The organism is Chryseobacterium sp. 1B4 (assembly GCF_036631475.1).
Lineage (GTDB): Bacteria > Bacteroidota > Bacteroidia > Flavobacteriales > Weeksellaceae > Chryseobacterium.
Genome location: NZ_JAPNUF010000007.1, coordinates 244,639 through 269,646, shown reverse-complemented (window position 1 = coordinate 269,646; position 25,008 = coordinate 244,639). Strand labels below are relative to the sequence as shown.

The following is a 25,008-nucleotide window of genomic DNA, read 5'->3' as shown; positions in this document are numbered from 1 at the left end:
TTATCTCTTATGTTTAATTCTGTGTAATTTATATTTTTTATCTTTCTTCTGACGTAAAACAATTCCTGCCAATGGTGACAGCTTCACGGTCATTGTTTTTGTATATCCTCTCCATTCTTCATACTTCTCATCCAGTATTTCAGGCTCTACCCCGCTGCCGCTGTATTTTTCATCATCCGAATTCAAAATCACTTCCCAGTGTGTTCCTGCAGGAATCCCGATTTTATAATCCAGTACTTTCGGAGCCAGATTTAACACCACCATCATAATATCGTCTCTTTTTTTCCTTTCCTCAGGTAAATGTATACTGAATTTTCAAGATCATCCGCTTCCACCCACTCAAAACCGTTTCTATCAAACTGATTTTCATAAAAGGCAGTTTCTGATCTGTAGAGATGATTCATATCTTTAACAAGCTCCTGCATTCCTTTGTGAACAGGATATTTCAGCAAATGCCAGTCGAGGCTTCTGGTAAAATTCCATTCACTGGTCTGCCCGAATTCGTCCCCCATAAAAAGCAGTTTGGCTCCGGGATGGGTATACATATATACATATAAGGTACGCAGATTGGCAAATTTCTGCCATTCGTCACCTTTCATTTTATAGATAAGACTTGCTTTGCCGTGTACCACTTCATCATGTGACAAAGGCATCATATAATTTTCATTATACATATACATGGAAGCAAATGTCAGCTTATGGTGATGGAATTTTCTGTTCTCAAAGTCTTCTTTAAAATAATCCAGCGTATCATGCATCCAGCCCATCATCCATTTCATACCAAAACCCACGCCACCATCATGGACAGGTTTGGTAAGCATAGGAAAATCTGAACTTTCTTCTGCTATGGTGATGATATTATTTCCAAATTCTTTATAAACAGCAGTGTTGAATTCCTGCAGAAAAGCTTTGGCTTCAAGGTTCACATTCGTTCCATATATATTAGGTTCCCATTCTCCTTCATTTCTTGAATAATCCAAATGGAGCATTGAAGTCACCGCATCTACGCGTAATCCGTCGGCATGATAACGATCCAGCCAGAACATGGCGTTTGAAATCAGAAAAGATTTAACCTCATTTCTCCATAGTTGAAAATATGTGATTTCCAATCGGGATGAAAGCCTTTCTCGGATCTTCATGCTCATACAGATAAGTACCATCAAAACGGTGAAGACCATTGGCATCTCCCGGAAAATGAGACGGAACCCAATCCAGAATAACTCCTATTTCATTGTTGTGAAGCTCATCAATCAGAAACATCAAATCCTGCGGCGATCCAAAACGTGAGGTAGCGGCATAAAAACCGGTAATCTGGTATCCCCAGCTGGGCTCATAAGGATATTCCATCACAGGCATGAACTCTACGTGAGTAAAACCCATTTCCCTGATATAAGGCACCAGCTTTTTGGCAATATCCCGGTAATTCAGAAAGCGGTCAGGATAATCCCCGTCTCTTACCCACGAACCCAGATGCAGCTCATACACTGATAAAGGAGCTTCCAGTCTGTTTCTTTCCCAGCGGTGCCCCATCCACTCCTGATCATTCCATTCATACCATGTAGTAGAAACCAGAGAAGCCGCCTGAATATTCTGCTCCCAGCTCAATGCATAGGGATCACTTTTTTCCAGAATTTCACCCCCCTGTGTTTCAATAGCATATTTATATAAGGTACCCCAGGTTAATCCTTCAATAAACCCTTCCCAGATTCCGGATCCGTCCCATCTTGGAAACAGGATATGATCTTTATGATTCCAGTTGTTGAAATTTCCGATCACGGAAACTTTCTTTGCATTAGGTGCCCATACGGAAAAATATACTCCTTTTACGCCATCCTTTTCTGCCGAATGTGCACCAAATTTACCATACAGCTTATAATGCCTACCTTCTTTAAAAAGATACACATCATGATCGGTGAAAAGCGTGTAGGTTTTAACAGAATTCATCAAGATCAGTTTGTATTTATATTTTCCCTGAAACTACGAAAAATACCGGCAACAGCGGTTAATAATTCATCAAATATTTATCAACTGAATTTCGGTTTTCGTCTATCTATCAAATATATCATTTTTTACCTCACATTTTTTATGATTCCAAAACAATCTTTTTATAAATTTAACATCAACATTTATTAAACACATACGATGAGGTTTGAACTTTATACAGAAGAAAAAGACGACAGGCCGGTTTTATCACCGGAAATTTCAACAGCTGGAACCCTAAAGATTACAGTTTTCAGCTTAAGCAACTTGACCCTGCCAGCTATTTTATAGATATTGAAGATCAGAATCTTCCCGAAGACATTGAATATAAATTTACAAAAGGCGGCTGGGAGAATGTGGAACTGGATCAGTACGGAAACATCACGCCCAACCGGAAAGCGAAAAAAGCTCTGCCAAAACTTCTGATACTGTAAAAAAATGGAGATTAAACTGGGGACCGTTCAAAGAAGAGTATTTTCCTACTGCAGAAGTTATTTCGGAAAATTTTTATATTCCACAGCTTGACCGTTACCGTAAGGTCTGGGCACTTCTTCCCTATGACTATCATACTACGGATAAACGGTATCCTGTTTTATACCTTCAGGACGCACAGAATCTTTTCAATGAAGGAAGTGGTTTCGGGAATTGGGAAATTGATAAAAAGTTATCCATCCTTGCGGAATATGGACGGGGTGACCTTATTATTATTGCCATAGAACACGGCAGCGAAGAAAGAATCAAAGAATATATTTTTGATAATGATCATGTGGCCAACGGTTCTGAAGGAAAAAAATACATCCGCTTTATTGCAGATACTTTAAAACCTTATGTGGACGAAAATTACAGAACCAAAAAAGACCGCGACAATACAGGAATCGGGGGCAGTTCATTGGGAGCATTGATCAGCATATACAGTGGATTTCTCTATCCTGAAGTGTATTCCAAGCTGCTGATATTCTCTCCTTCCCTTTGGGTAGAACCGAATAATAATTTTCCGATGATGAATTTCAGAGTTCCTTTTAAAACAAAAATTTATCTTTACGGCGGTGGTCAGGAAGGTTCCAAAATGGTCAAGAGAATTCATATTTTGAAGAATACCTGAAAAGATGGGAAGAAAAAGCTTTTTGATTTTGAATTTAAAACCAATATTAACCCTGAAGGCACCCACAATGAATTTTACTGGTCACAGGAGTTTCCAAGAGCCATTGAATGGCTGTTCTATGACAATAGAAAACCCTGTGGAAGTAAAACCACAGCAACAAAGCATTAAAAACTAAACATACAGCCGCGTAGAAATTTTACGCCGATTGAAACAAATGGAAGGCAACGGTTGGATGACTTTAGAAATATAACATCTATTTATGAAATTAATCAATAAAAAAAACAAAAACTACACTCAGATTTTTCAATTATTTACAGAGGAAGAGTGGGCAAAAACAAGTAAAAATTTCAATAAAAACATTTCCACTTTTTTCACAGGGAAAAAGTATGAAGTTTTTGTCAATGCTCATGAAGAAGGAATTACCTATTTTATCGGACTGGGAAAATCTGCCTTGCAAAATTTCGAAATCCAGCAGGTTGCAGCAAAGTTTTCGCAAACCTATAAAGAAAAGCTTCAGGCAGTTCCGACATTGGCATTGGCTGATTTCATCAATGAAAAACAATTTGAGGAATTTGTAAAGGGCTTCTGGCCGGAACTTACAACTACCCTTTTGATAAAAAACATACTTTCTGGAATACAAAATTTGAATTGCACTTTGAAAATTTAAGCCAGAAAAACTGGACCATATCAGCCAGAAAACAGAAGCGTTGATTAATGGGCAAACTGCCTGCCAGGACTGGCTCAACAAACCGGCCAATCTGAAAAAACCGGATATATTAAGTGCATACCTGAAGAATCTGGCTAAAAAATATGAACTGAAATATACTGCTTTCAACAGAAAGAAATGTGAAGAGCTCGGATTAGGCGCTTATCTTTCTGTCAATCAGGGAAGCGCTTATGACGCTGCGTTTACGATTCTGGAATATAAAACTACCGTTAAGAATGCCAAAACTTTCGGGCTGGTAGGAAAATGCATATTGTTTGACACCGGAGGTATATCAATAAAAAGCTCTGCCAATCTGCATTATATGAAATCTGACATGGGAGGTGCTACAGCGGTATTGGGAACATTGATCTATGCTGCTGAAATGAAACTTCCGGTGAACATTATTGCTGTCCTTCCTATTACTGATAATGCGGTTTCTGAAAAGGCTCTTCTTCCAAGTGACGTCATCACAGCTTATAACGGGAAAACCATTGAAGTTCTTGATACTGACGCGGAAGGCAGATTGATTCTTGCAGACGGATTATCTTATCTTGCTAAAAACTACAAAACAGATTTCCTTATTGATCTGGCTACTTTAACGGGAAGTTCTGTCAGAATGTTCGGAGATACCTGTGCTGCCATGTTCTCTAATAATGAGGAGCTGAAAAGCCATCTGATAAAAACCGGAGATCAAACCAATCAGAGGGTGTGGAATCTGCCTTTATGGGATGTCTGGAAAGACGATATACAGTCTGATGTTGCGGACATGAAAAACATTTCCCTGAAGCCTGTCGGAGACTGTATTATTGCTGCAAAATTTTTAGAGCAATTCATTGAAAACCACCCTAAATGGGCTCATCTTGATATTGCCGGAGTAGCCTTTGGAACTGTGGGATATGCCAAAGAAAAAGCAGCTACTGGTTTTGGGGTTCAATTGCTCGCGAATTTAATTGAAAATTATCACTAAAAATTAGTTTTTTACAAAAAAACTCTGTATAATTGATTAGTGAATTTTCAAAACCGCACGATATTACATTTTTTAGTATTAATAAAATAATAAACAAATGCTTTTATTTTTGAAAATTCACTAAATCTTTAAAAACATTATATGGAGAAGAAAACTATCGTATGTATTTCGTGCTATTACAAAGGTTATGATTTTATGGACGAGATGAAGAAGCTCGGCAATAAAGTGATCCTGGTAACCTCTGAAAATCTCAAAGAAAAAACTGGCCATGGCACGCTATTGATGAGGTATTTTACATGCCTGAGCTTAAACCGTCCGTATGGAATCTGGAGCATCTGATTCAGGGTTTTTCCCACCTGATGAAGACCCGCAAAGTAGACGCTGTAGTGGCTCTGGATGATTATGACGTTGAAAAAGCTGCATTAATCAGAGAAACATTCCGTATTCCGGGAATGGGGCAGACTACACACCGATATTTCCGGGATAAGCTGGCTATGCGGCAGAAAGCAAAAGATTCCGGGATAAGCGTTCCCGAATTTACAGCTGTGTTCAATGATCATGAAGTGGATGCATTTGCGGACCGTGTACCTGCTCCATGGGTATTAAAGCCGCGTTCCGAAGCATCAGCATCGGGCATCAAGAAAATAACCTCCAAAGAGCAGCTTCTTGAAGCTTTGGAAACTCTCGGAGAAGAGCGTCACCTTTTCTTACTGGAAAGTTTTAAACCCGGGGATGTTTACCACGTAGACAGCCTTACTTTTAATAAAAAAATCGTATTCACCTCTGCGTCAAAATATCTGGCCCCTCCCATGCAGGTTTCTCATGAAGGCGGCGTTTTCAGATCTAAAACTTTAGGAAGGTACTCTGAAGAATTTAAAGCATTGGAAGAAATAAATGCCAGAGTCCTTTCCAACTTCGGACTTGTCAACGGAGCCACCCATACAGAATTTATCCGTGGAAGAGAAGACGGAAAATGGTATTTCCTGAAACCTCCTCAAGAGTCGGCGGCGCCCATATTCCGGATCTGGTAGAAGCATCCAGCAGCATCAATATATGGAGAGAATGGGCCAAAATTGAAGATGCCCTTCTGAGAGGCAATGATTACAGCGTTTCTCCACCCACAGGATATTATTCAGGATTAATTGTAGCCCTGATTAAAGACAAAAACCGGACTATACCAATTTTGAATGTGAAGAAGTAGTCAAGTTCCTTCCCATAGATTATCATGTCGGGATTGTTTATAAATCCGGAGATGCTTCTGTTGTACAGGACAGACTTGATTCTGCAGCAGAAATAATCCATGCAGATATGCTGAATATTCTTCCTCCCAAAAGCAACAAACTAAGCTCTTAAAAATGAAGCGTAACATTAATATTCAAAATGTTATTGAATTCATAATATATAGCCTACCAGAAGTTCTACGGTAAAACGTAATTTAGAAAAGATAAAACCAAACAAGGAAAATGCCTCACATAGAACATACAGACTATTATTCGAACATACTCGGAACCAATCTTAAGGTAGAAGTAACCGGGCATTACGGCTACCCTATCATCATGTTCCCTACTTCCCAGGGACAGTATACCCAGAATCATGATTTTCATCTTAACGGAAGCATCAACTGGTTTATAGAACAGGGAAAAGTAAAGCTTTACAATGTGCAGACCATCGACAGCTGGAGCTTTTATGATGATAAGATATCTCCGCAGCAAAGAATAAGAAACTATGAACGGTATGTACAGTTTCTGATCCAGGAATTCGTGCCTTATATCCAAAAACTCCACAAAACACATCGTGTGGCAGTTGCCGGAGCGAGTTTCGGAGGATATCATGCTGCTAATTTTGCTTTCAGATTTCCGGATGTGGTTTCTCATCTGTTTTGTCTTTCGGGGGCCTTCAGTATAAGGAATTTTATGGACGGCTACTCTGATGATCTGGTATATTTCAACTGCCCAAGGGAGTTTGTCCGGAATGATGAAGCCTGGAAATATAAACATATGCATATCGTACTGAGCACTTCAGATCAGGATATCTGCAAAGATAAAAACGTTGAAATGGCTGAAATCCTTAGGATAAAAGGCATAGACTTCTGGTATGATGAAAGAAAATGGATCGGTCACGACTGGCCTTTGTGGAGAATGGTTTTCCCTACCTTTATTGGAGCCTTTTTCTCTTAAAATAAAGCAATAAAAAGACAAATAGAAAAACATACACCCACCTTAAAACAAAAATTATGACAAAAAAGTAGGAATTCTTTTCGGTATGGAAGACACTTTTCCCTGGGCATTTATAGACAAAGTGAATGAACTGGGAGGTGGAGAAATCATAGCTGAACCTGTTATTATAGATAAACTGGAACAGGGGCAGATTATGGCTATGCAGTGATTATCGACAGAATTTCACAGGACGTTCCCTTTTACAGAGCTTATTTAAAAAATGCTGCGCTTAACGGTACCTATGTGATCAACAATCCGTTCTGGTGGAGCGCTGACGAGAAGTTTTTCAACAATGCCCTGATGTCCAAACTCGGAATTCCACTTCCTAAAACAGTTTTACTCCCGTCGCATGAAAGACCGGATAATACTGCAGAAACTTCGTTCAGAAATCTGAAATTTCCGCATGACTGGGAATACATCTTCAATTACGTAGGATTCCCAGCTTATATGAAGCCACATGACGGTGGAGGCTGGAAAAACGTGTACAGAGTGGAGAATCCCGATGATCTCTGGAACAAATTAGGGGAAACGGAACAGCTGGTTATGATGGTACAGGAGGAAATTATCTTTGATGATTACTACAAGTATACTGCCTGGGCAGAAAGTATGTTCACATTATGCCTTATGAACCGAGAAATGCACCGCATTTAAGATATGCCACCACCCATAAAACAGAAGGAAAGGAGCTTGAAAAACTCCTGAAAACCATTCATGATTACACCATTACTATGAATGAAGCGCTGGGATATGATTTCAATACGGTAGAATTTGCGGTAAGAGACGGTATTCCTTATGCGATTGATTTCTGTAATCCCGCTCCTGACGCAGACAGAAATTCTGTAGGGGAAGAAAATTTTGCATGGATCATTGAACATTCGGCAAAGCTGGCTATAGAAAAAGCTAAAGAATATGTTCCGGGAAAACCCAATATTGCCTGGGGAACCTTTGTGAAAGATTCCATTAAATAATATTGAAAAGAATTAAAAAACACAAAATAAATGCATCATCAGTTTACTATTGGAATTGAAGAAGAATATCAGATCATTGATGTGGAAAGCAGAGATCTGGTTTCTCACGTTTCAAAAATCATTGAAGGCGGCAAAGCGGTTTTAAGTGAAAATTTAAAGCACGAAATGCATGAGTCCATGATTGAAATGGAAACGGGAATCTGCCAGAATATTCAGGAGGCCAGAGCTGAATTAACAAATTTAAGACGTCATCTTATCAATATCGCCCATGAACAAGGACTGCGTGTTTCCGGCGGAGGTACCCACCCATTCTCTCATTGGTCAGAAAATAATATTACCCAGGGAGAGAGATATATTAAAATTGTGGATGATATGGGAGATGTTGCCCGTGAAAACCTTATTTTCGGGCTGCATGTTCATATTGGAATTCCCAACCGGGAAGAAGGGGTAAGAATCCAGAATGTGATGCGTTATTTTCTTCCTCACGTCTATGCACTTTCAACCAATTCACCTTTCTGGATCGGAAGGTATACAGGTTTTAAATCTTACCGTCAGGAAATCTTCGTCAAATTCCCGAGAACTGGTATTCCGAGTTATTTTAACTCTCTGGCAGAATTCGACAGCTATGTAGATCTTCTGGTAAAAACCGGCACCATAGACAATGCCAAGAAAATCTGGTGGGATTTACGGGTGCATCCGTTCTACCCTACGATTGAGTTCAGAATCTGTGACATGCCTCTGAGAATTGACGAAACCGTATGCCTTGCAGCCATTATGCAGAGCTTGGTGGCAAAAATTTATAAGCTTCACCAACAAAACCTGAGCTTCAGAAGCTACAGAAGGCTGCTGCTGAACGAAAATAAATGGCGGGCTTCTAAAAGCGGTATTGAAGCACATCTGATTGATTTCGGAAAAGAAGAATCGGTTCCCTACCCCCATTTATTGAAAGAGCTTTTAGAATTTATTGATGACGTGGTAGACGATCTGGGATGCCGCAAAGAAGTTGAGTATGCCTGGAAAATCCTTGAAAACGGAACCGGTGCAGACAGACAGCTTCAGATCTTTAAGGAAACAGGTGATCTGACGAAAGTCGTTGATTATATGATCTCTGAAACGGAGTACGGCATAACCCATGGTGAACCTGCTTCATAATATTTTTGGTAACTTTACAAAAAATATGATGTAATGAAAGATATTCGAATTGCTCTGCTGGACATGAACAACAATCATGTGAATCAAGGTTTTAGAAACATTAAAGAGATTTCTGAAACTTTTCAGCAGAACTCTGAAGAAAATGTGGTGATCAAGACATTTGATGTAAGGTATAAAGATGAAATGCCTGAAATCGGAGATTTTGATATTTTTATTTCTTCAGGCGGGCCTGGAAACCCACATCGGGAAGGGCTTGCCTGGGAAGACAGATATGCTGATTTTCTGGATGCTGTTTTCGAGCACAATAAATATCATGAAGATAAAAAGTATCTTTTCCTGATCTGCCATTCATTCCAGTTGGCAAGCATTCACTGGAACCTGGGAAATATCTGCAAAAGAAAGTCGTATTCTTTCGGGGTAATGCCAGTTCATAAAACAGAAGAGGGCAAAGACGAATTTTTATTCAAAAATCTTCAGGATCCTTTTTATGCGGTAGATTCCAGAGCTTACCAGTTTATAGAGCCGGATCATAACCGTTTTGAAGAGCTTGGAATGACAATTATGGCGATTGAAAAATTCCGTCCTCATATTAACCTTGAAAGAGCGGTAATGGCCGTTCGTTTTTCCGAAGAGATATTCGGGACACAGTTTCATCCGGAAGCTAACCCCGAATCTCTGATCGAAAATCTGAAAGATGAAAAAAACAAAGAAGCCATGATCGAAAATTTCGGTATGGAGAAATATCTTGAGACTATGGACAGAATAGATGATGAAGATAAAATTATTCTGACCAGACATCAGATCCTACCGAGATTCCTTCAGTTTGCAAAAAAACATTTTGAAGAAAGCTGAAACTTTGGCTTAAATGACTTAAAAGGATGGAAGCTGGAAGAAGGATGCTGGAAGTTATTATCGGTTAAGATTATTGATTATCTTTTATTTATAACTGATACTTTAAATTTCAGAATTGGAAACTTCCCTCTCCCAGCTTCCAGCTTCTTACCATATAACAATCGGGCAGCAATGCTCGATTTTTTTAACATCACAAAGAAAAAAATATGATTCCAAAATATAGAAAACAGTACAATCAGGAGTTTTCGGATGAAAAATACAGCCAGCTCAAAAATATATTAACAGAAAAAGGCGGTACAGCACCTGCTTTCAGAGTTTCAGAAAGTCCGATTTTTCTGACTAAAGAATTTGAAAGTAAACTCTTAGACGCCAGTGAAAGTATCATCAGCCAGATTAAGGCAATGCCGGAAGAACTGCTTCAGAAAGCTATTCCTGATCACTGCAGGGTTCCTAATGATACCAATCAGCCCCATTTTTTCACCATCGATTTTGGAGTCTGCAAAAGTGAAAACGGAGCCATAGAACCTCAGCTGATAGAACTTCAGGCTTTTCCTTCTTTGTATGCTTTTCAAAAGGTGTATGAGGAAACGTACTGTGAGGTCTACCCTTTTCTTTCAGAGATCAGAAACCCAATGCCTCATGAAACCTTTAAAAGCTATTTAAAGGAACTTATTGTAGGGGATGAAAATCCTGAAAATGTAATCCTGCTTGAAATCTTTCCGGAAAGACAAAAAACGGCCATTGATTTTGCTTTGACCGGGAAACTGCTAGGAATCAAAACCGTATGCCTGACGAAAGTAAAAAAAGAAGGGCGAAAGCTGTATTATAAAAATAATGATAAGCTTACCGAAATCAAAAGAATCTACAACCGTGTTATATTTGACGAACTGGATAATATTCCTGATCTGAAAACAGAATTTGATTTCCGGGAGGAAGTGGATGTCAAGTGGATCACTCACCCGAACTGGTTCTTTAAAATCTCAAAATTTCTGTTGCCTTTACTGAAGCATCAGTTTGTTCCAAAGAGTTACTTCCTGCATGAATTCCCCGAGCATGAAAATCTTGAAAATTTTGTATTAAAACCATTGTTTTCATTCGCGGGAAGCGGAGTTAATTTAAACCCCACCCGGGAAATTACAGACTCTATTCAGGATAAAGAAAACTATATTCTGCAGAGAAAAGTGTATTATGAACCGATTTTTGAAGATATTAACGGAGATTTTTCGAAAGCAGAGATCCGTTTGTTGTATATTTGGCGGGAAAATGATGAGCGCCCTATCCTATTGGAAAATCTTGGAAGAATGACTAAAGCCGCCATGGTGAATGTAGACTTCAATAAAAAAGATGCCATCTGGATCGGAAGCTCCAATGCTTTTTTCGGATAAATAACTTATAAAAACTAATACTACATGGAAGAAAAGCCAACCGCTTTTGCAGAATTTGAAAATCACACCTTAACACGGAGAAGAGATCTATTACCTGTCTGGATTAAAATTTTCTTATGGATCTTTTTAATCGGAGGTGCAGTAGCTGCTGTTTTTTTACTGGCAGGCTCTCTGATGACTCATGTCTCTTTATCGTTGTATGGTATGAATGCCAATCATCCCTATTCAATGACAGGACTTTTGATATGCTTGCTGTTTCTCTTTAAAGGTATTGTAGCCTACGGACTGTGGTTTGAACAAACATGGGCACCAAAGGCAACAATAGCTGATGCAATCATAGGAATTGCCATTTGTCTCATCATGATGGCCATTATTCCTTTCACTGTTCCAACGATCAGCTTCACTCTAAGATTAGAACTCATTCCTCTTTATTTTTATCTTAAAAAAGTGCAGAGTATCAAAACAACCTGGGAAGCATTATAAAAAACAAAACCTCCGACATTTCGGAGGTTTTATTTTTTTATTCCTGAAAACCTTTTTAATCATAAAATCCCCCAAAAGGAGGATATAAAAAATTAACATGTATGTCGTGTTTTCACAAACTCCGTAAATATACGGTTAGGCTGTAGTAATAACTCTACGGTAAACCGTAATGATTGAATATTAATTGTTTGTATATTAGTTACTTAACAATTAAAAACAATAAATCATGCCTAAAAACGCACAAGGACAAATATTTTGTCTAAATGGGATAAATAATCCTCAACACCAAATGCTAAACAGCAATGACTCTTACGCATTAACAAAAGTTATGAAAAATCAAGACGGAACATTTTTCTTTATGCCAGATAAAGGAATACCTGTTAAAGCTTATGTATGCAAAGAATGTGGTTACACCGAAATTTATTATAATTTAGAATTATCTCCTAATTTTGGAAATGAAGGATAAAGATAATCCCCGCCTAACAGCGGGGATTTTTTTATTTATTGATTCGAAGTTTTATCGGTTTCTTCTTATCTGAGCGCTTCAGCCTATCATAAATTAGAATATTCTTTCTTAGCATCAAAGCTGGGACAAGCTTTATGGACATTGGGAAAATCTCTGTGTCCCTGAATTCTAGCTTTAGGAAATTTTAATTTTAATTCTCTTAACAGCTTGACAATAGATTTTTTGCTCTTCCGTTCTTGTATCTTTTGGATGGTTATTTTTATCAATGCCTCCAATGTATGATATATTGATAATTTGGGGATTCCATCCTGCAACTCCATTTGATATTTGGTCGATCGGCAACGTGTTGACTATTTCTCCATCAGCTTTTATCATATAGTGATACCCTGGATTTTTCCATTTCAGGTTTTCCTTCCAATATCTTTTAATGCTCTCTATTGTAACATCCGGCTGTGTTGCTGTACAATGTATCACAATGTAATTGATTGGTCTCATTGATTTCATTTTATTTATTAATGAGCAAAACTAAACCTGTAACTCCCAAAATAGTGAAGGAAAAACACCCTATTTACATTGCCGTGATTACTTTTTTTATGTATTTAAATTCCAAAATATGATAAAAACAGCCTGAGAAGCGTTATAAAAAACAAAACCTCCGGAATTCCGGAGGTTTTTTCTATATATTTTTATCGTCTTCCAGCAGCTCCCGCGCCTGATATTCCTGAACCAGATCAATAGCATTGGAAATAACATCACTTAAAGCCGTGATAAATGTTCCTTCTTCTGCCATTCCTATGGCATGTTTCAATGCTTCTATTTCTTTGGGAATGATCTCGTAGCTTACATCTTTTCCTGCAGCCTGCATTCCTTCGATAATCAATCCGTTAATTTCATCCTCGGTTCTTCCGCGAAGGTGTTTTTCGTTTCGGATAATAATGTGATCAAACATTCTGCCTGCTATCTTTCCACATTCTCTGATATCATTGTCTCTTCTGTCTCCAACACCGGAAATAATTCCGATTTTCTTGGTAGATTCAACATTTTTCAGATAATCTTCAATCGCCTGATACCCTGCAGGATTGTGGGCAAAGTCAATAAGCACTTTAAAGTTTTTGAATTTAAAAACATTCAGCCTTCCCGGAGTAAGCTGGGCACTCGGAATAAAGGTTCTCAAAGAATTGGAAATGTCTTCAATTCCGAATCCATACAGATAACTGGCCAGGCTGGCCGCCAATACATTTTCAATCATAAATCTGGCCTTACCTTCCATCGTGATCGGGAAATCCTTTGCTTTTCCTATTCTGATTTTCCAGTCTCCTTTTTTGATGGTTACAAAACCCTCTTCATAAACACAGGTAATCTTTCCTTCTTTGGCAAATTTTACGATATGAGGATTGTTTTCATCCATACTGAAAATCGCCACATTAGAATCAAGGTCATTTACGATCTTCATGGAATATTCATTATCAGCATTCAATACGCTCCATCCGTTCTTTTTAACACTGTCCAGTACAACCCGTTTTACCCTGGTAAGATCTTTCAGACTGTGAATATCATTCATCCCCAGGTGATCTTCCTCAATATTGGTCAAAACCCCGATATCACATTGTGAAAAACCTAATCCTGAACGCAGGATTCCACCTCTTGCAGTTTCCAGCACTGCAAATTCCACCGTAGGATCTTTCAGAATAAATTCTGCAGAAAGAGGTCCTGTAGTATCTCCTTTAGACAGCATGGTATTTTGAATATAGATTCCATCCGATGTTGTGAATCCAACTCTATAACCGTTACTTTTTACAATATGTGAAATAAGCCTTGTCGTTGTTGTTTTTCCATTGGTACCCGTCACAGCAATAATTGGAATGGTAAAGGGTTTTCCTTGTGGATACAGCATATCTACCACCGGTGCAGCCACATTTCTTGGCAAGCCTTCACTTGGTGCCAGGTGCATTCTGAATCCAGGCGCAGCATTGACTTCTATAATTGCTCCTCCGCTTTCTTTTAAAGGCTGGGTTAAATTCTCTGCCATAACGTCTATACCGCAGACATCAAGCCCGATAATTTTGGAGATTCTTTCTGCCATCGTGATATTTTCCGGATGTACCATATCTGTTACATCAATGGATGTTCCGCCCGTTGAAAGATTGGCCGTAGATTTCAGATATACCACCTCTCCCCTTTGAGGAACAGTTTCCAGGGTATACTGAAGCTTGTCAAGCAATTCCAGGGTATCTTTATCTACCTCGATTTCAGTAAGGACATTTTCGTGTCCATATCCTCTCCTCGGATCTTTATTTTCTTTTTCAATAAGCTGTTGAAGGTTTAACTCCCCATCTCCAACAACATGGGCAGGAACTCTTCTTGCCGCAGCCACCATTTTATTATTAATTACCAGGATACGGAAATCATAACCGGTAATATATTTTTCAACAATTACTTTTCTTGAATATTTCTGCGCATGTTCCAGGCCAGTTTTGGCAGCCTCCCAGTCGTTGACATTAATGGAGGAGCCTTTTCCATGGTTGCCGTCCAGAGGTTTTAAAACAACCGGATAACCAATTTTCCTGATCACAGCATCTAAACCCTCTTCATCTACTACCAGATCTCCAATCGGTACCGGAATAGCTGCATCATGAAGCATTCTCTTCGTTAATTCTTTATTACAGGCAATATCAACGGCTATAGAACTTGTGTTTCCGGTAATCGTAGCCTGAAACCTCTGCTGATTCACTCCATAACCCAGCTGTACAAGGGAATTGGTTCCCAATCTGATCCATGGGATTTTTCTGGAAGCAGCTTCTTCCACAATACTTCCTGTAGAAGGACCCAGGCGGACGCGTTCCCTTATTTCTTTTAACCGGTGAATACATGCATGCAAATCATAATCTTTTCCTTCTATCAATGCTTCAGCAATCTTTACAGATTCTTCTGCAGCATAAATACCTGCGTTTTCTTCAATATAATTGAATACCACATTATACACTCCCGGAGTTTTTGTTTCGCGGGTTCTTCCAAACCCCACATCCATTCCTGCAAGGGTCTGTATTTCCAGGGCGATATGCTCAATGACATGTCCCATCCAGGTTCCCGTTTCCACTCTATGGAAAAAGCCGCCTTCCACTCCTTCCGAGCAGCGATGGGTGATTAATGATGGGATTAATTTTTCAATCCTTTCCCGGAATCCTTCGATTTTATTGGTAGGATAATTCTCCATTTCTTCTAAGTCCAACCTCATCTGTATCAGCTTCTTTCTTCTGATGCTCCAGATATTAGGACCTCTTAGTGCCTGAATCTTTTCGATTTTCATAGTCTATTGGCATTTTAACAGTTAACAATAACTCCTTTCATAGTCAAAGATAATGTAAAACCCTAAACAAAACCATACCATACTTAAAGATTCGCTAAAAAAGGATTAATTTTAATTAACATCTTTAAAACATTAAAAATCAACTAAAGATGGCACGAATTTAGCCAGTGAATGTGAATTATTTTTTAATTTTGTACAATGATGAAACCTGTTGGAAAATTAATAGTTATCGGAGGCGCTGTAAACAAAGGCAGTTTTGCTGAAACCGATTACGACCAGAATATCGAAAAGAATCTTAATTTTTTTGAGCGTGGGATCTTAAGAAAGATTATCAATGAATCAAAACTTAAGGAAAATTCTGTCATTGAAATTGTAACAACCGCTTCTCAGATTCCGCAGATCGTAGGTTCTGAATATAAAAAAGCTTTTGAATTTCTTGGTGCCAAAAATGTAAATGTTCTTGATATCCATAACCGTGAAGAAGCTAATTCTGATGCAATGGTAGCAAGAGCCAATGCTGCAGATGTCATGATGTTCACCGGCGGAGACCAGCTGAGGCTGACTTCTATTCTTGGAGGAACAAGATTCCATGATACGGTTTTATTGAAATATCAGGAGCAGGACTTTATTTATTCCGGGACTTCTGCGGGTGCTGCTGCAGCTTCTGAAAATATGATTTATCAGGGAAGCAGCTCTGAAGCACTTTTAAAAGGGGAAATCAAAACCACACAGGGATTAGGATTAATTGATAACGTCATTATTGATACCCACTTTGTACAGCGGGGCAGAATCGGGCGGCTTTTCCAGGCAGTGGTCAACAATCCAAGAACTTTAGGAATCGGACTTGGGGAAGATACAGGACTTTTCATTCATAATGATGTGATGACAGCCGTAGGTTCAGGTCTTGTGATTCTGGTAGACGGAAGATTTATTAAAGACACCAACCTTACCAACATTAACCTTGGGGAACCGATCTCTATTGATAATCTGACGGTACATGTCATGTCTATGAATGATCATTATGATCTTACAACCAAAACGCTGACGATTGAGAATTCGCAGTTTAATCCTATTCCACAGGATAAATAGGACAACAAATACAGCTATACAAACGGGACCTCGGTTCCGTTTTTTTATTTAACATTCATATTTTAAGCTTTGGCTAAAGCCAATGGATTTAAGATGTTTATGGTAAGGCGGGCTAAAGCCCACTCTATTGATGTTGATATTCAGATCTAATAGTTATTTAACGATAATATCTTTTATCTTTTATCTTTTATCTTTTATCTTTTATCTTTTATCTTTTATCTTTTATCTTTTATCTTTTATCTTTTATCTTTTATCTTTTATCTTTTATCTTTTATCTTTTATCTTTTATTAATAAATTAACTTCGTAAAAATATTCATCAACTCTTATTCTATGAAAATCATTATCCACGGCGGCTTTTTCTCTGAAAGTGACCAAAGCCACGAAGTAAAGACAGCAAAACAAAATTCTTTAAAATCAATTGCAAAGAAAGCTTTTGATTACCTTGCTACCCATTCAGCTTTTGATACTGTTGCCTATGCTGTTTCGCTGCTTGAAGATGATCCTTTATACAATGCCGGAATCGGATCTCAAATCCAGAGTGACGGCGTTATCCGCATGAGCGCCGCAATTATGAACGGAGATACTCAGAAGCTAAGCGGCGTTATCAATATTCAGGATGTAAAGAACCCTGTTTTTGTTGCCAAAAACCTGATTGGTGAGGATGACAGAGTATTAGGTGGTCATGGCGCAAAAGTTTACGCTACGGAACATGGTTTTGAAAATTTCTCTACGGAGATTCCTCAGAGAAGAAAAGAATATGAAGCCAAACTTGCCAACGGAGGTAAAGGAACTGTAGGGTGTGTAGCAATAGATCATGAAGGGAAATTGGCCGTTGCAACATCTACAGGCGGAAAAGGCTTTGAGATTCCCGGAAGGATTTCAGATTCTGCCACTGTGGCCGGAAATTATGCCAATGCCTTCTGTGCGGTAAGCTGTACCGGCGTAGGTGAAGATATTGTAAGCAATGCAACTGCTGCAAAAATTGTAACGAGGGTTACAGATGGGATGAACCTTCAGCAGGCATTTAGCAAAACATTTGACGAGCTTAAAACCATTGATGGGTTCGCAGGTGCCATTGCCATTGATAAAGAGGGGAATGTTTATCACCAGGACTCCTATCCTACTATGGTTTTTGCCAGTTTTGACGGTAAAAATTTTGAAGTCTTTTCTTAAATTTAACATTTTTTTATAGGTCCATTTATTTTTTTGGCACGTATTTTACATTATTCATAACAACAAATTTTAATATTAATACTTAAAAAAATAGAAATCATGGGAAACAAGACAAAAGGCTTATTAGCTTTACTAGGATTAGGTGCATTAGCTTATTGGAAATATAAGAATTCGAGCCCAGAAGATCAACAGGCTGTAAAAGACAAAATCAATACGGCAAAAGATAATCTGAATAAATGGGGAAATGACCTTAAGAGCAAAGCCAATGATGTTGCTTCCCAGGTTCAGAGTAAAGTGGACGAAGTGAAAACAAAGGCTGAGGACTCCTAAGCTAAACCAATAAGAGCAGTTTTTTTAACATTCATATATAGGAAAAAGTCATCGTAATAATTATTACGATGACTTTTTATTGTAAAATCAAAAAAATTAAATCACTTTTATCTTTATTTTTTTCTGCAACCAAAGCAAATACCAAAGGTATTTTATTTCCGAATTGAGGAATTCTCCATTTTCCTTTTTCAAATTCATCTACATGTCTGAAGCACGGATAAGGTGACCAGTCAAACTCCTGAAAAGTATCCAGCTTCAAATCTTTTTTAATTAAATTATCAAGAACTTCTGCTAAAGAGTGATTCCACATGACATATTCCTGTACGATAGGTGCAGACTGGTCAGCATAAGTTCCTTCATAGGTTTCCACAATTGGTTTTTCGTTAAAATAATTATAGGCTACGTTTGTAAAGTCGTCATCAAACATCCAGACAACAGGGTGAAACTCTGCCATAATGAACTTTCCTCCCGGCTTCAGAAAATGACTGATTACTCCAGCCCATTTTTCAAGATCTGGAAGCCATCCTATTGTACCATAGCTGGTATAAACAATATCAAACTTCTGATCCAGACTATTCGACAGATCATAAACATCTGAACAGATAAATTCAGTATCCGTACTGCATTTCTGCGCCAGATCCCTGGCTGTATCAATCGCTTTATCAGAAAGATCAATTCCGGTAACTTTTGCTCCCATTCTTGACAAGGAAATAGAATCCTGCCCGAAATGGCACTGCAGGTGCAGAATATTTTTCCTTTTATATCCCCAAGAAGCTCCAGTTCAATTGAATTCAGAGAGGTTCTTCCTTTTAAAAATTCATCTACAAAGTAGAAATCCGACTTCAGATGCGGTTCCACTTTGGCATTCCACGATTTTTTATTTATTTCCAGATAGTTTTCCATTGTTTAGCAAGGTCTTGATTTTTTATTTATAGTTATAGTTAAGATCTAAATTACTGTTTTTTGAGAGAACCTGGCTTTGAGAGGGAATTACAATGGAAGTATGCAGGCAATACACCTTCCAGCCTAAGGTTTCATACAATAGTTTTCCTTCTTCTGTTGCCACTAAAAGGTTATTTGAAAATCCTTTTGACAAAGCAATCTTCTCAAGTTCTTTCAATAAAAAAGTAGCAAGGCCTTTCCTCTGATGATCTTTTTCGGTAACAATCCTGTCATAAACAGCCAGATTATCTATAAGAGAAACACGTCCTATGGAAGCCTGTTCACCATTTTCTGCTACAATTCTGACTACAAAAGTTGTATTGTATTCAGAAAACTCCAGGTGGTATCCTTTTGCAAGACTGATTTCCCTGAAATGCATCGGGTGAAAACAGGTCATCATATAACCTTGTGGCTGCAGTACCCATCTTTCAGGAATTTTTTCTATAAATTCTTCAGGTGCAGTAGATACTTTCAGATAAATCCAGGGCTCATTTATTGAGTGGGCCAGCTGAAAAAATCCTCATTAAGTTCAGGAAATACAAAACGTTCTTTTTGCTTTTCGTCTCCTACAATCACTCTGAATCCTGATTTATACTGAACAGGAAAAGATACTTCTCTTGATAAACACCATCCCTTAAGCCAGTTTTCTACGATTGATACTTTATCCTTCATGATATTAAAAGTTTTTTATAATTGTTCCAGCAATTTCTTTTTTTGCTCTGTAAATTCTGCATCGGTTAAAATTCCGCTTTCTCTGAGTTTTCCTAATTTTTCAAGCTGATTAAAAATCTCTTCCGGTGAAACAGCTCCTTTGCTTACGGTATCGGTTTGTTTAGGAGACAATTTCTGTGGTGCATTATAGAAAGTTTTTATCGTATCATAGAATTTTTCTGCATCTTCCTTATCCATAAAACATTCAAATTCTGCAATCTTTTCATCAAGATGCAGTTTAATAATAGGTGATCTGGGATCTGTTACAAAACTTACCGCTTTGATAGTTTCATTGGGATAATTATTGATTTCTGCTGCCCCGAACATCGATTTTGAAACAGAAATCAATCTTCTGGATGTTGCCACTAATATTCCTGCAGCTAACGTATTGACAAATTGAGCATCAGTAATTGCAATAATGGGCTCATCTTCAGGAATCAGGTAAGGAAGTTCTTTGATCTCTCCTTTGGTGAAGATAGAAAGGTTGGCACGCAGTTTTTCCAGTTCCTGCTTTATTTTGCGGTGTCTTCTTTTATAAACTTCTCTTGAAATCTGGCCTGAATCAGTGTCCGTCAGCACAGGAAGATTCTGATTTGGGATTACTGCATCCTCTGCAGATCCGGGTTTTTCATTATTCAGAATTTTACTGATATCAACAATGCTGAACTTATTCAGGTTGTACAGTAATTCTTCATTAATATTCGCTGCTATATTCAAGCACTTGTTGCATAAAACATTGCCATCAGAAAGCGTATTGGCTCCCAGAAGCGTATCCATAGATGTTAATTCTGCCTTACAAAATGCACAATTATTAGTCATTTCTTTTTTATTCAAAAGTATTTAAATTCTCAACATCCATCAAAAAAACAACCACAAAAGTAATTTTGCAGTTGTTCTGTTTTTTATATAATTAAAAAAATTATTCTCCTAAAAACTCTTCTAAAGAAACCGTTTTCTGTACTCCGGCTTCCAGATCTTTAAAAGTAACTGTATTATTTTTAAGTTCTTCTTCACCAAGGAAAACAAGATTCTTTATGCCTTTCTTTTCTGCGTAAGTAAACTGCTTGTTGATTTTTGCATTTTCAGGATACAGTTCTGCTGAAATACCTTTTGCTCTCAGCTGCATCATTAGTTTTAAAGCTTCTGTTACTCCGTCACCTCCAAAGTTAGCAAACAGATATTTTATTTTAGCTGATGCTTCTTCAGGGAAAAGATTCAATTCTTCCATTACCAAATAGATTCTGTCTAATCCGAATGAAATTCCTATTCCCGGAATATTCTTCACTCCAAAAACTTCAGTCAGGTTATCATATCTTCCACCTCCTCCGATGGATCCCATAGCAACCTCATCTGCCTTCACTTCAAAGATAGCTCCTGTATAATAATCCAAGCCTCTGGCCAACGTAATATTGAATACAAGGTTTTGGATGTCAACTCCAAGATTAAGAGACTGTGTAAGAACAAACTCCAGTTCTTCTACCCCTTTCAGCCCGATTTCGTTTCCTGCAAATTTCTCCTTCAGCTGAAGAAGATTTTCCAGTGCATCATCAGACTGGCTGAATAAGAAGTCTAATTTATCTATGGATTCCTGAGAAATTTCTCTTTCCAGTAATTCTTTCACCACTCCGTCTTTACCGATTTTATCCAGCTTATCCAGTGCTACAGTAAAATCAATCAGCTTATCTGTGATTCCTGCATATTCTGCCAAACCGGAAAGAATCTTCCTGTTATTCATATGAATGGTTACAGGAACTTTCAGATCAGCAAATGATTTTAAATATAACTGAACCAGCTCTACTTCCTGTAGTAAACTTTCACTTCCCACCACATCTGCATCACACTGGTAGAATTCTCTGAATCTTCCTTTCTGAGGTCTGTCTGCTCTCCAAACCGGTTGGATTTGCGAACGTTTGAATGGAAAGGTCAGTTTCCCATGGTTCATAGCCACAAATCTTGCAAAAGGTACGGTAAGGTCATAGCGAAGAGCTTTATCGGTAAGGCTTTCCGCACTGAATGGTTTTTCCAATGCTCTTTGGAAATCATGAAGCATCTGAGTCTTTTTCTCATCTTTTGCTTCATTGATACTTGAATTTAAAATTTTAAAAATCAAGCGGTCACCTTCTTCTCCGTATTTTCCTGTGAGTGTAGAAAGGTTTTCAAAACTTGGAGTTTCCAATGGCTGAAATCCGAATAATTCGAAATTATTCTGTAAAATATTAATGATATATTTTCTTCTGGAAACTTCCTGTGCCGTAAAATCTCTCGTCCCTTTTGCTAAACTTGGCTTCATTTCTTGTATGTCATTTTGATAAATGCAAAAGTAAGGAATTGCAGGGACTTTACACAGCATAAAAAAGCCGAAGAAAATCTTCCTCCGGCTTTTCTTGTTGTATTATCAATTATTTCAAAAAATCATATGCTTTCAAGAATCTCAAGAATTTCTTCACCATAATTTTCGATCTTATGCTTCCCGAACCCTTTGATCTCCAGCAACTCTTCTTTTTTGGCAGGTTTATACTTGGCTACAGAAACCAGCTCTTTGTTACTGGCAATAAAATAAGTAGGAAGATTCTGTTCTTTTGCTTTCTCGGATCTCCAGAGCTTCAAAGCATCCAGTATTTTTCTTCATCCCTATTCAGGGTTTCACTTTCCGCAGAGTATTTTACTGTCTTCGGTTCTTTTACTGTACTTTTTGCAGGCTTTAAGTCTTCAAAATACAATATTACAGACCAATAGCGCTCTTCACTTACAAAAGCCGTTTCTACTTTCATAATCTCGTTGGCTTCCAGGAAATCATCCAGCATTTCCTGGTCTTTGTAAAGGAATTCCTCGGGAAGCCTGATGTTAAAAACTTTTACTTTCATCATTTGTGTTTTTAGAGTTATTTCCCTCCCAGTAACAGGATCTCGTCTACACGAATTTCTGTGATATACCGCTTCACCCCATCCTTGTCATCATATGATCTGTAGGTAAGCTTTCCTTCTATGGCAATTTCTTTTCCTTTAGGAACATACTTTTCAAAGATTTCTGCTGTTTTCCCAAAGGCAATAAGGTTGTGCCATTGCGTTTCTTCTACTTTTTCTCCTCTGGCATTTGTGTAATGATCACTGGTAGCTAAGGATACGCTTGCTTTTACATTTCCGTTGTCGAAGTTTACCATTTCAACTTCTTTTCCTGTGTAACCAATTAATGTTACTTTGTTTCTTAGTGACATAACTTTTATATTTTAAAGATTAATAAATTCAGATAAGAGACGTTCACTGTTTTTCTCAAATCTCTGTTGCAAAGATTGCGATGTTCTGATAGTACAGTCGGTTATAAACTATTTAAATCCGTTTGTAGTCGTTTGTAAACGAATATTAAAACAAAAAAGCGTTCTATATGAAGCAAGATCTATCAGGATCAAAAGACATAAATCTCTGGTATTCCATTAAAAAATCAATGAAATAAAACTGATCTAAAAATATTTTTCTTCATTCAAAAACATAGAAAAACAGATGTATTAACAGGGATTTTTTTTCTATTTAATTTAATTTTTTTTGCAAATTTGTAAAAATGTCTGATATGCAAAAAGAAAAACTCCGTACAGTAAGAAAGATGAAGGGCTTTACCCAGCAGCAAATGGCTGAAATAATCCCTACTGATGTCTCCAATTATAGCAGAAAAGAAAGTGGTGCTGTATCTATTACACAGACAGAATGGAACAAACTTGCCCAATTTTTATCGGTTCCTGTTGAGGAAATCTACGAAGAAGATGAAGTAAAATTCATCATTGAGAATCCTGTATTTAATGACAGTCCCGGATCTTCTGTAAATGTTAATAACAGCGGAGACGACAATAGCAACTTTACAAATATCAGCAATGAATTAAGCATAGAAATCATTAAAACGATGCAGGAATATATCAGTCTGCTTAAAGAGGAAATCGAAAGACTGAAAAAATAGAAAGCTTAAAAACAATTTTTGATAGATTACAATAAATTCAATTACTAAAAAAACATCTTTTTAGAGATGTTTTTTTAGTATATGCTTAATTCCATTGGATTGTATTGTTTTGCTCTATTTCCTGCTTTTTTAAGAAGAGAACGACGCTCTTCAGGATCTTCAATGAATTTATTAATAACAAAATATACGAATCAGGAAAAGTTTTAAAATTGAAGTGGAAACAAAACAGTAGTGGATTTGAGTTTTTCAAACATGGAGCATTATATAATACAGAATCACCTGCCTATCCATTTGCAAACGGATAATTCCGTATCTTTGTGAAAATTCTTTTATGATAAGGAACATCAATATTTTTGAGTTTCCTCTCAATCTGGGACTTACAAAAAAGGAACACGAGACAGAGCCCGGCGTTCGAAAACTTCCGGACTGGCTCAGGAAATTTGATTTTCATAAAAGAATTAATCCTAAAAACGTTTTCAGGCTCGAAGCTCCGGAGTATTCCATGCAATTTGATGAAGAATTAAAAGTCAGAAATGCAGAACAGATTATTGAATATGCTCAAAACCAGGCTGACTGTATTATAAGCCATTACGAAAAGAATAGCTTCAACATCATTTTGGGTGGCGACTGCAGTATCCTGATCGGAAATGCTGTCGCGCTGAAAAAACTGGGAAACTTCGGTATTTTTTACCTGGATGGTCATACAGATTTTATTCCACCTGAACTTTCTGAAACCGGCGGCATTGCAGGCATGGATCTCGCCGTGATTACGGGAAACGGCCCTGAAAAGCTAACCAATATTAATGGTTTAAAACCCTATATCGCTGAAGAACATGTTTTCTGCTGCGGAAACGCCGAAACAGATGATGAAGAATATGTCAGCCAGATTATCAATTCAGGAATTCATTATTTTGATCTTTATCAACTCAGAAGCAAAGGCTTTAGAAATACTGCTGAAGATTTCTTGAAAATGGTTGAAGAAAAAAGCTCGACGGTTTTTTCATTCATTTTGATGTGGATGTTCTGAAAGATGAGATTATGCCGGCTGTAGACAGCAGAATGGAAGACGGAGTCGGTTATGATGATCTAAAGGAAATACTGGAACCTTTGATTGAAAATCCGCTATGCTTAGGAATTGAAATTACTATTCTGAATCCTGATGATGATAAAGACGGGATTTATACCCGGCCATTTGTAGAAAATTTAATTCAAATTATAAAAAAATAAAGAAGA

At 37.7% G+C, this 25,008-nt stretch carries 27 protein-coding genes and 3 pseudogenes; 19 read left to right on the top strand and 11 right to left on the bottom strand.

The window, feature by feature from the left end:
* Positions 1-1,944 (bottom strand): annotated as a pseudogene (gene glgB / locus OWR28_RS10560) (1,4-alpha-glucan branching protein GlgB).
* A 367-nt stretch (positions 1,945-2,311) separates the two neighbouring features.
* Between glgB and OWR28_RS10555 the strand changes: the two are divergent.
* From OWR28_RS10555 to OWR28_RS10495, 13 genes and pseudogenes are all read left to right on the top strand, one after another.
* Entirely contained in the window at positions 2,312-3,082 is a 771-nt protein-coding gene (locus OWR28_RS10555; RefSeq protein ID WP_332387443.1) for an alpha/beta hydrolase-fold protein, read from the top strand.
* A gap of 259 nt (positions 3,083-3,341) precedes the next feature.
* On the top strand, positions 3,342-3,749 hold the full coding sequence (locus OWR28_RS10550) for a hypothetical protein (RefSeq protein ID WP_332386589.1): 408 nt from the start codon (positions 3,342-3,344) through the stop codon (positions 3,747-3,749).
* A gap of 40 nt (positions 3,750-3,789) precedes the next feature.
* On the top strand, positions 3,790-4,755 hold the full coding sequence (locus tag OWR28_RS10545) for a M17 family metallopeptidase (protein ID WP_332386588.1): 966 nt from the start codon (positions 3,790-3,792) through the stop codon (positions 4,753-4,755).
* Positions 4,756-4,896: 141 nt separating this feature from the next.
* A complete protein-coding gene (locus tag OWR28_RS10540; RefSeq protein WP_332386587.1) occupies positions 4,897-5,094 on the top strand; it encodes a hypothetical protein in 198 nt (65 codons plus the stop codon).
* The gene (locus OWR28_RS10535) at positions 5,052-5,786 is read left to right on the top strand and encodes a hypothetical protein (RefSeq protein ID WP_332386586.1); all 735 of its coding nucleotides are present in this window, start codon (positions 5,052-5,054) and stop codon (positions 5,784-5,786) included. Before OWR28_RS10540 ends, OWR28_RS10535 begins: the two co-directional genes overlap by 43 nt.
* A complete protein-coding gene (locus tag OWR28_RS10530) occupies positions 5,729-5,956 on the top strand; it encodes a hypothetical protein (protein ID WP_332386585.1) in 228 nt (75 codons plus the stop codon). Before OWR28_RS10535 ends, OWR28_RS10530 begins: the two co-directional genes overlap by 58 nt.
* A gap of 262 nt (positions 5,957-6,218) precedes the next feature.
* Positions 6,219-6,932 carry an alpha/beta hydrolase-fold protein gene (locus OWR28_RS10525; RefSeq protein WP_332386584.1) on the top strand — a complete coding sequence of 238 codons (714 nt, stop codon included), beginning with the start codon at positions 6,219-6,221 and terminating at the stop codon, positions 6,930-6,932.
* A gap of 85 nt (positions 6,933-7,017) precedes the next feature.
* A pseudogene (locus OWR28_RS10520) lies at positions 7,018-7,939 on the top strand (ATP-grasp domain-containing protein).
* Between the two features lie 30 nt (positions 7,940-7,969).
* Positions 7,970-9,091, top strand: a complete 1,122-nt coding sequence (locus tag OWR28_RS10515) for a carboxylate-amine ligase (protein WP_002979064.1) — start codon at positions 7,970-7,972, stop codon at positions 9,089-9,091.
* Between the two features lie 33 nt (positions 9,092-9,124).
* Complete coding sequence (locus OWR28_RS10510) at positions 9,125-9,943, top strand: glutamine amidotransferase-related protein (protein ID WP_332386583.1); 819 nt, start codon at positions 9,125-9,127, stop codon at positions 9,941-9,943.
* A gap of 206 nt (positions 9,944-10,149) precedes the next feature.
* A complete protein-coding gene (locus OWR28_RS10505; protein ID WP_332386582.1) occupies positions 10,150-11,328 on the top strand; it encodes a hypothetical protein in 1,179 nt (392 codons plus the stop codon).
* Positions 11,329-11,352: 24 nt separating this feature from the next.
* A complete protein-coding gene (locus OWR28_RS10500; protein WP_332386581.1) occupies positions 11,353-11,811 on the top strand; it encodes a hypothetical protein in 459 nt (152 codons plus the stop codon).
* Between the two features lie 226 nt (positions 11,812-12,037).
* Positions 12,038-12,277, top strand: coding sequence for a hypothetical protein (locus OWR28_RS10495; RefSeq protein WP_332386580.1), 240 nt, complete (start codon positions 12,038-12,040; stop codon positions 12,275-12,277).
* Positions 12,278-12,451: 174 nt separating this feature from the next.
* Here the strand turns inward: OWR28_RS10495 and OWR28_RS10490 are convergent, their stop codons facing one another.
* Together OWR28_RS10490 and cphA are read right to left on the bottom strand one after the other, a co-directional pair.
* Positions 12,452-12,772 (bottom strand): N-acetylmuramoyl-L-alanine amidase, encoded by a 321-nt coding sequence (locus OWR28_RS10490; RefSeq protein ID WP_332386579.1) that lies wholly within the window; start codon positions 12,770-12,772, stop codon positions 12,452-12,454.
* Between the two features lie 181 nt (positions 12,773-12,953).
* Positions 12,954-15,584 (bottom strand): cyanophycin synthetase, encoded by a 2,631-nt coding sequence (cphA, locus tag OWR28_RS10485; protein WP_332386578.1) that lies wholly within the window; start codon positions 15,582-15,584, stop codon positions 12,954-12,956.
* A gap of 201 nt (positions 15,585-15,785) precedes the next feature.
* Between cphA and OWR28_RS10480 the strand changes: the two genes are divergently transcribed.
* From OWR28_RS10480 to OWR28_RS10470, 3 genes are all read left to right on the top strand, one after another.
* A complete protein-coding gene (locus tag OWR28_RS10480) occupies positions 15,786-16,673 on the top strand; it encodes a cyanophycinase (RefSeq protein WP_002979057.1) in 888 nt (295 codons plus the stop codon).
* Between the two features lie 331 nt (positions 16,674-17,004).
* Entirely contained in the window at positions 17,005-17,847 is an 843-nt protein-coding gene (locus OWR28_RS10475; RefSeq protein WP_332386577.1) for an isoaspartyl peptidase/L-asparaginase, read from the top strand.
* A gap of 99 nt (positions 17,848-17,946) precedes the next feature.
* Positions 17,947-18,177: a YtxH domain-containing protein gene (locus OWR28_RS10470; protein ID WP_332386576.1), complete on the top strand. Its 231-nt coding sequence runs from the start codon at positions 17,947-17,949 to the stop codon at positions 18,175-18,177.
* Between the two features lie 76 nt (positions 18,178-18,253).
* Here OWR28_RS10470 and OWR28_RS10465 read toward each other — a convergent pair.
* The 8 genes and pseudogenes from OWR28_RS10465 to OWR28_RS10430 form a co-directional block, all read right to left on the bottom strand.
* Positions 18,254-19,080: pseudogene (locus OWR28_RS10465) on the bottom strand (class I SAM-dependent methyltransferase).
* Positions 19,081-19,102: 22 nt separating this feature from the next.
* The gene (locus tag OWR28_RS10460) at positions 19,103-19,519 is read right to left on the bottom strand and encodes a GNAT family N-acetyltransferase (RefSeq protein WP_332386575.1); all 417 of its coding nucleotides are present in this window, start codon (positions 19,517-19,519) and stop codon (positions 19,103-19,105) included.
* Between the two features lie 92 nt (positions 19,520-19,611).
* Positions 19,612-19,791: a hypothetical protein gene (locus OWR28_RS10455; protein ID WP_332386574.1), complete on the bottom strand. Its 180-nt coding sequence runs from the start codon at positions 19,789-19,791 to the stop codon at positions 19,612-19,614.
* Between the two features lie 15 nt (positions 19,792-19,806).
* On the bottom strand, positions 19,807-20,607 hold the full coding sequence (locus OWR28_RS10450; protein ID WP_332386573.1) for a PH domain-containing protein: 801 nt from the start codon (positions 20,605-20,607) through the stop codon (positions 19,807-19,809).
* A 142-nt stretch (positions 20,608-20,749) separates the two neighbouring features.
* Positions 20,750-22,120 (bottom strand): histidine--tRNA ligase, encoded by a 1,371-nt coding sequence (gene hisS, locus OWR28_RS10445; RefSeq protein WP_332386572.1) that lies wholly within the window; start codon positions 22,118-22,120, stop codon positions 20,750-20,752.
* 122 nt (positions 22,121-22,242) lie between these two features.
* Positions 22,243-22,437 (bottom strand): HRDC domain-containing protein, encoded by a 195-nt coding sequence (locus tag OWR28_RS10440; protein WP_332386571.1) that lies wholly within the window; start codon positions 22,435-22,437, stop codon positions 22,243-22,245.
* The gene (locus OWR28_RS10435; protein WP_332386570.1) at positions 22,434-22,697 is read right to left on the bottom strand and encodes a hypothetical protein; all 264 of its coding nucleotides are present in this window, start codon (positions 22,695-22,697) and stop codon (positions 22,434-22,436) included. The genes OWR28_RS10440 and OWR28_RS10435 overlap by 4 nt, the downstream gene beginning before the upstream one ends.
* Positions 22,698-22,711: 14 nt before the next feature.
* Positions 22,712-23,044: a single-stranded DNA-binding protein gene (locus tag OWR28_RS10430; RefSeq protein WP_332386569.1), complete on the bottom strand. Its 333-nt coding sequence runs from the start codon at positions 23,042-23,044 to the stop codon at positions 22,712-22,714.
* Between the two features lie 350 nt (positions 23,045-23,394).
* On the opposite strand from OWR28_RS10430, the gene OWR28_RS10425 reads away from it, so the two are divergent.
* From OWR28_RS10425 to OWR28_RS10415, 3 genes are all read left to right on the top strand, one after another.
* Complete coding sequence (locus OWR28_RS10425) at positions 23,395-23,775, top strand: helix-turn-helix transcriptional regulator (protein WP_332386568.1); 381 nt, start codon at positions 23,395-23,397, stop codon at positions 23,773-23,775.
* Between the two features lie 331 nt (positions 23,776-24,106).
* Positions 24,107-24,802, top strand: a complete 696-nt coding sequence (locus OWR28_RS10420; RefSeq protein WP_332386567.1) for an arginase family protein — start codon at positions 24,107-24,109, stop codon at positions 24,800-24,802.
* Complete coding sequence (locus tag OWR28_RS10415) at positions 24,790-25,002, top strand: hypothetical protein (protein WP_332386566.1); 213 nt, start codon at positions 24,790-24,792, stop codon at positions 25,000-25,002. Before OWR28_RS10420 ends, OWR28_RS10415 begins: the two co-directional genes overlap by 13 nt.
* Positions 25,003-25,008: the final 6 nt, after the last annotated feature.